Source organism: Candidatus Omnitrophota bacterium (genome assembly GCA_016929445.1).
Taxonomy (GTDB): domain Bacteria; phylum Omnitrophota; class Gorgyraeia; order JAFGIU01; family JAFGIU01; genus JAFGIU01.
The window spans coordinates 1-5,555 of record JAFGIU010000009.1 but is presented as its reverse complement, the minus strand read 5'-3'; the positions used below and the strand labels follow the sequence as shown (position 1 = coordinate 5,555).

At 58.8% G+C, this 5,555-nt stretch carries 5 protein-coding genes; 1 reads left to right on the top strand and 4 read right to left on the bottom strand.

Going from position 1 to position 5,555, the window contains the following annotated elements; all coding sequences use genetic code 11:
* The 3 genes from JW937_01040 to JW937_01030 all read right to left on the bottom strand — a co-directional run.
* The coding region (locus JW937_01040) for an NAD(P)(+) transhydrogenase (Re/Si-specific) subunit beta (GenBank protein ID MBN1585998.1) at positions 1-756 on the bottom strand (756 nt) is incomplete at its 3' end.
* 1 nt (position 757) lies between these two features.
* Complete coding sequence (locus JW937_01035; protein ID MBN1585997.1) at positions 758-1,042, bottom strand: NAD(P) transhydrogenase subunit alpha; 285 nt, start codon at positions 1,040-1,042, stop codon at positions 758-760.
* Positions 1,042-2,208, bottom strand: coding sequence for a Re/Si-specific NAD(P)(+) transhydrogenase subunit alpha (locus tag JW937_01030; protein ID MBN1585996.1), 1,167 nt, complete (start codon positions 2,206-2,208; stop codon positions 1,042-1,044). Before JW937_01030 ends, JW937_01035 begins: the two co-directional genes overlap by 1 nt.
* Before the next feature lie 169 nt (positions 2,209-2,377).
* Here JW937_01030 and JW937_01025 point away from each other — a divergent pair, with 169 nt between their 5' ends.
* Complete coding sequence (locus tag JW937_01025) at positions 2,378-2,968, top strand: YceI family protein (GenBank protein ID MBN1585995.1); 591 nt, start codon at positions 2,378-2,380, stop codon at positions 2,966-2,968.
* A gap of 61 nt (positions 2,969-3,029) precedes the next feature.
* Here JW937_01025 and JW937_01020 read toward each other — a convergent pair.
* Positions 3,030-5,555, bottom strand: a 2,526-nt coding sequence (locus tag JW937_01020) for a PDZ domain-containing protein (GenBank protein MBN1585994.1), incomplete at its 5' end; no start/stop codon positions are given.

Below are 5,555 nucleotides of genomic sequence, written 5' to 3'. Positions count from 1 at the left end.
GGTGAGGATCAGGCCCGAGGCGCCCACCAGTGAACCCGCGATGATGAGCACTGTATTGGAAAGCACAAAACCCGTGGCTGCGGCGGCCAGGCCCGAGTACGAATTGAGCAGCGCGATGACCACCGGCATGTCCGCGCCCCCGATGGGAAAGACCAGGAGCACGCCGAGGACGGAGGCTACGGCCACCAGGATCCAGTACCACTGCATTTGCACAGGCTGCAGCACAACCATCACAGCCAGCCCCAAAGAGGCCAAAGCGACCAGAGCGTTGACGATTTGCTGGCCCGGGAAAAAGACCGGCTTCTTGAAGAGAAGCTCCTGCAGCTTGTCAAAGGCCATCAAGCTGCCCCAGAAGGTGACGGCTCCGATGAGTCCCGAAGCTGCCGTGGCCACCGTGAGCTGAGCCGGCGGGCTGAGCGGCAGGCTGTTGACCTCGATGAGCGCCGCGCCCGCAACCAAGACCGAGGCGGCGCCCCCGAACCCGTTGAAAAGCGCGACTAGCTGCGGCATGCCGGTCATTCGGATTTTGACCGCGAGCACTGTTCCGGTAAGGCTCCCCAGGACGATACCCGCAAGGATCCACTCAAAGCTGAGAATTTGTTTGTCGAAGAGGGTGACCACCACGGCCAATAGCATGCCCCAGGCGCCCAGCCAATTACCTCGAACCGCAGTGCGCGGGTGCGTCAGGCCCTTCAGCCCAAGGATAAAGAGGACCGAGGCCACCAGATACGCGAGGTTGATCAGTGTAGGGCTCATCTCACTTCTTCCTGCTAAACATTTGGAGCATCCGGTTGGTCACAAGAAAGCCGCCCACCACATTGACGGTGGCAAAGACCACGGCCGCAAAACCCAGGATGGTTGTCAGTTGGCTTTGCTGCGCACCCGAGGAAAGAAGCGCGCCTATTAAGGTAATGCCCGAGATCGCGTTGGAGCCGGACATGAGCGGCGTGTGCAGCGTGGGCGGAACTTTGGTAATAATCTCAAAGCCCACAAAGATGGCCAATGCAAAAATCGTTAGAACCAAAACAAAGGATGATTCCATTATGCCTTTCCTCCGGCGGGCGCGAGCGCCTCTTTGACGCGCTCGTGCAGGACTTCGCCCCCTTGGCAAACCAGGGTGCCGCTGACGATCTCGTCTTCCATATTGAACTCGAGCTTCCCTTCCTTTGTGAGGTGCAGCAGGAGCGTAGTGAGATTCTTGGAATACATTTGGCTCGCGTGATAGGGCACGGTGCTCGGCAGGTTGGCCGGGCCCAGGATGGTGACGCCCTTGTGCTCCACAACCTGGTCCGGTTTTGTGAGCTCACAATTGCCGCCGCGCTCGGCCGCGATGTCGATGATGACGCTGCGGGGCGCCATCTTTTCCACCATGGGCTGCGTGACCAGGATGGGGGATTTGCGGCCCGGGATCGCGGCTGTGGTGATGACCACGTCGTTCCCGGCCAGCACATCGCCCATGAGCTCGCGCTGGCGGGCCAAAAATTCCTCGCCCTTTTCCTTGGCGTAGCCGCCCTTATCCTCGGCATCCCCTGTTTCCAGATCCAGCTCCACAAACTTGGCGCCCAGGCTCTGGACCTGTTCCTTCACAGCCGGGCGGATATCATAGGCCTGCACCACCGCGCCCAAGCGCTTGGCTGTGGCAATAGCTTGCAGCCCAGCAACCCCCACGCCGATGATCAAAACCTTGGCAGGCGAAACCGTGCCCGCGGCTGTCATGAACATGGGAAACATCTTGGGAAGAGTGTTTGCAGCCAGGAGCACGGACTTGTAACCCGCAATCGTACCCATGGAACTGAGGGCGTCCATGCTCTGGGCGCGCGTGATGCGCGGGATGAGCTCCATAGAAAGATGTGTAACCCCTTTTTCTAAAGCAGGTTGTAATCCGCCAGGCGCCCAAAGGGGCTCGGAAAAGCCAAAGAGCACCTGGCCCTTGCGATAGAGGGACGCGTCCGATGCCCCGGCCTTGGGGTTCGCGCCCAGCAACCGGACCTGCGCGAGAATCCCGGCCTTTTCGAAAAGCTCTTTGCGGGAGGAGACAACCTGGGCGCCCTTCTCGCGATAGGACGCGTCCGGATAGCCGGCAAGATCCCCCGCGCCGCTTTCCACAAGTATTTCGTGGCCCGCCTTTTGAAGCTGCGGCAGGTTGGCGGGGATCAGCGCGACCCGTTGCTCGTTGGGATAGGTTTCTTTAGGAATGCCGATACGCATAAGGCGGGTATTCTAACTAATTTGAGTCCCCTTTGTCCATCAGGACCCGGTGCCAGGCACCGGTGCCAGGCACCGGTGCCTGACACCGTGAAACAAAACGGGTACAATATTTCTTTTTTGCAGAGGTAGGGGATCCCAACAGGGGCAACGCAACTCAAGGAGGTACCCAGTGCACCGAAGTATCGCTTCCATCACCCTGGCCATTGTCATCGCAGTCATGGTCTTTGTGCCCGCCGCGCAAGCCGCAACCTTCAAAGTCGACCCCGCGCACAGTGCGGTCACTTTCAAGATCCGCCACTTTGTCACAAAGGTGCCGGGCCGCTTCTCCCAGTTCAACGGAACGATCGAAATGGAACAAAGTGACCCTGCGACTCTCCAGGTGGATTTCGAAGTTGCCGTGGGCAGCATCAACACCGATAACGAAAGCCGGGACGGCCACTTGCGCTCACCGGACTTCTTTGACGTGGGCAATTTCCCCACAGCAAGCTTCAAGAGCACCGAAGTCCAGGGGAGTGAGGCAGGCATGGCCTTTGTCACCGGAGACTTCACCTTGCACGGCGTGACAAAGCAAATTCAAATCCCGGTGCAGCTTCTGGGAATCATGCCCGCGGGCGAGGGCAAAACAAAGGCAGGCTTTGAGACCCGCTTTGTCATCGACCGCAGGGATTACGCGGTTTCCTGGAATAAGGTTGTGGAAGGATCCGGCATACTCGGCGATCAAGTCGAGCTCTACGTCAGCGTGGAAGCGGATTCGATCTAAGTCTCAAGGGGACGGTTCTCACATAACCTCATGGCGCACATGGGGTTGGCGAGAACCGTCCCTACACTCTGGGAGGAAGGCCGGGCAAACTCAACACCGGACGGTTGTTGAACTGCGGCAACTGGGGCGGACTCTCCTCCAACTTCTGCAAAATGACCTCCAGGGCCTTGGCGAGCTGGGCGTCCTTGCCCGCCGCATAGTCCTGGGGCCGGTTGTCCACTTCAATGTCGGGATCCGTGCCGTAATTCTCCACGCCCCAGCCCACATCCACGAACCAGAAGGAATACTCGGGCTGCGTGGTAAGACTCCCGTCCACCAGCCCGTGCGTCGGGCATATCCCGATCACCCCGCCCCAGGTGCGCTTCCCAACGAGAGGCCCGATCTTCATCAACTTGAAACAGTGCGAAAAGATATCCCCGTCCGAACCCGCCAACTCATTGGTCAACGCCACCACCGGGCCGAACACGGAATCCGAAGGATACGGCTCAGGCGCACCCCAACGCTTCAAATCATACCCGATGCGCCTGCGCAACAACTTCTCCAGAATAAGCTGCGACACATTCCCGCCTCCGTTAAAGCGCACATCCACCAGAAGCGCCTCGTGATCGACCTCCGACAAATAGTAACGATGAAACTCCGAATAGCCCAGCGGCCCCATATTGGGAATATGCACATAGCCCACGCGCCCGTCACTCGCCTCATGAACACGGCGCCGGTTCTGCTCCACCCACTCGCGGTACCGCGCCGGCATCTCATTGCCCAAAGTCTTAACCACCACGGTGCGCGGTTGGCCGCCGCCGGCTCCGGCCACCGTAAGCTCCACAGACAAGCCCGCCTGATTCACCAAATGCACTCCCGGCGGATCACCGGGCCCCAAACGCCTGCCGCCGATCGCCAGCAAAGCATCCCCCTCGGCAATACCCGCGCCGGGCGCGCGCAACGGCGAATTCTTGCGCGTATCCCAACTGTCGCCTTTCACAATATGCGAAAACACATAGGCCCCGCGATCCGGCTCAAAGCGAAGATCCGCAGCCAAGTGGCCCAGGCGGTATTGCGGCACCGGCCGGTAATCCCCGCCCAGCTCATAGGCGTGCGAAGTCCCCAACTCACCCTGCATCTCCCACATTAAATCCGAAAACTCCGTGCGGCTCGCCACCTTGTCGAGCAAAGGCAAATACCGCTGGTACACGCGCTCCCAATCCACGCCCGACATATCGGCCACCCAAAAATGATCGCGCTGCAAGCGCCAAGCCTCGCGGTACATCTGATTCCACTCATCCGGAGGATTCACCGAAACCCGGATGCGCCCCAAATGAATCCAACCGGTTTTGCGCGAAGGCGTGTCCTTTTCCGCTTCCTCGTCCGGTTTCTCGCCGGCCTTAAGAGCGCGCAGGCGGTGGTCCGTGCGGTAAAGCAAAGTGCTGTTATCCGCAGACACGCGGTACTCGATCACGTCCTTAATCAAAACTTCGGCCTTCTGATCCTCAAAGTCGAAAGCCATCAGCGAGCCCTTGGAATCATCTTCATCTTCCAGGACTTCCTGGCCCAAACTCCCCTCCACCGGAAAGGCCAAATAAAGAACCTTGCCGGGCAACCCGCTGATCTGGCTATACAATCCGTCCGCAGCCGGAAAAGCCGTCACGCGGTCCTCAATCCCCTCCAAATCAATTTGAACGGGCTTCTTCTTACGGGACACATCTCCTCCGGCGCTCCTCGCAGGATCAAGGGACGTATCTCCCTCGGAGATGCGTCCCTGAGGGTCTTTGTCTCCCCCAAATCCCTTGGGTCCAGGCAAAAATGGAGAGGTTGTATCCTTTTGTAGGGTAACAAGATATGGCCTCATCCCGCGCGGGAAGTTGAGATCGAAATAGTGGTTGTCATAGACCGGATCAAAGGTGCGATAGGAGAGGAAGTACAGATACTTGCCATCCGGATCAAAGGCGGGTTCCACGTCTCGAAACTCAGGACGCGTGACAAAATGTGTTTTGCCCGAAGGCACATGGCAAAGCTTGATCGAACGCGTGCGATGCGTGGCCGCAAAACTGTAAGCGACCCAATTCCCGTCCGGGGACCACGAACAATCTTCAATGCGCCCGAATTTGCAGCGATCCAGCAACTGCACTTTGCGCTCCTCTAAATTCACCCACAAGAGCTCCATGCGATGATTGGAAAGCACCACCTCTTTGCGATCCGGACACACCTTCATTTCAATCGGCCGGCCCAGGTCCAAACCCTCCATGCGATCGCCGTGCTCCGGACGCTCCGGCGAAAACAACTCCAGAGTCTCCTCGCCACCCTGGTCACTCACCACCACCAAAGTCTTCCCGTCCGGCAACCACTGGCCCAAACGGTAGCGCACGCCGTCCCGGCGGCCATACTGCTTCACAGCCTCTTCCCAAAGAGGCATGGTGAAAAGCTTGCCCCGCGTCTCAACGGCTAAAGAATGGCCTTCGGGATGCAGATTGAAATCACTCATGTATTCCGCAGCCTCGACAAACTTGCGGTTGCGCTGCGTGCGCGGGCTGGGGTAATCAATGTCAATGCGTTGCGTTTCGCGGCCCGACGGGTTAAACAGATAGAGGTCGGC